The following is a 1,098-nucleotide window of genomic DNA, read 5'->3' on the forward strand; positions in this document are numbered from 1 at the left end:
GTGTATACGATTGGCGACCAGATCATGGAGGCGATTACCCTGCATCAGCAGGTATCGTCCCGGCAGGCCCGGGATCGGGCAGTGGACTTGCTGCGGCTGACTGGCATCTCAGATCCTGAGAAGCGCCTGCGTACTTATCCCCACGAACTGTCCGGCGGCATGCGCCAGCGGGTGATGATTGCGTTGGCCTTGTCCTGCGAGCCGCAGCTTCTGATTGCGGATGAGCCGACCACGGCGCTGGACGTCACGATTCAAGCCCAGATCCTGGAGCTAATGAACGAGCTTAAGTCCAGGCTCCGGATGGGGATTATGCTCATCACCCATGATCTGTCGGTGGTTGCTCAGATGTGTTCGCGGGTGATCGTGATGTATTTGGGCGAGGTCATCGAAGAGACCGATGTGGTGACGCTGTTCGATCATCCGCTTCATCCCTACACGATGGGGCTGCTGCAATCGGTGCCGAACATGGAAGGACAGCGTAAGGAGAAGCTGTATGAGATCAAGGGCTCGGTTCCGGCTATGCAGGATGTCGCGCATTGCTGCCGGTTTGCCCCAAGATGTCCGTTCGCCACGGATGTGTGCAGATCAGAGCCGCCCTTGCTGGAAGAAGCGGCAGACGGTCATCGGGTCCGCTGCTGGCATTACAAGGAAATCGCAGAAAGCAGAGGTGAAGGAGATGCCTTCAGTCACATCGGTTACGAAGCATGAACCTCTGCTGGAGGTCCAACATTTAACGAAGTATTTTGCGGTGAAGTCCGGTTCTTCATGGAGGAAGCAGCAGGTGAAAGCGGTGGAGGATGTATCCTTTGCGATCTATGAAGGGGAAACCTACGGCTTGGTGGGGGAGTCCGGCAGCGGGAAGAGCACGACCGGCAGAACGATCATGCGATTGACGGATCCATCCGCCGGGAAGGCGTTCTTTCAGAATCAAGATGTCTTTTCGTTACGCTCCAAAGAGCTGCAGCACTTTCGCCGGGAGGTTCAGATGATCTTTCAGGATCCGAATTCCTCGCTGGACCCGAAGAAGAGAATTGGGTACAGCGTTGCCGAACCGATGATCATACATGGACAAGGAACCAAGGCGGAGCGTAAGGAGCG

At 56.2% G+C, this 1,098-nt stretch carries 2 protein-coding genes; both read left to right on the top strand.

Going from position 1 to position 1,098, the window contains the following annotated elements:
* The coding region (locus tag ACFRAK_RS29520; protein WP_394573274.1) for an ABC transporter ATP-binding protein at nt 1–708 on the top strand (708 nt) is incomplete at its 5' end.
* Nucleotides 677–1,098, top strand: a 422-nt coding sequence (locus ACFRAK_RS29525) for an ATP-binding cassette domain-containing protein (RefSeq protein WP_394573275.1), incomplete at its 3' end; no start/stop codon positions are given. The genes ACFRAK_RS29520 and ACFRAK_RS29525, both read left to right, overlap by 32 nt.

The organism is Peribacillus sp. NPDC056705 (genome assembly GCF_043656335.1).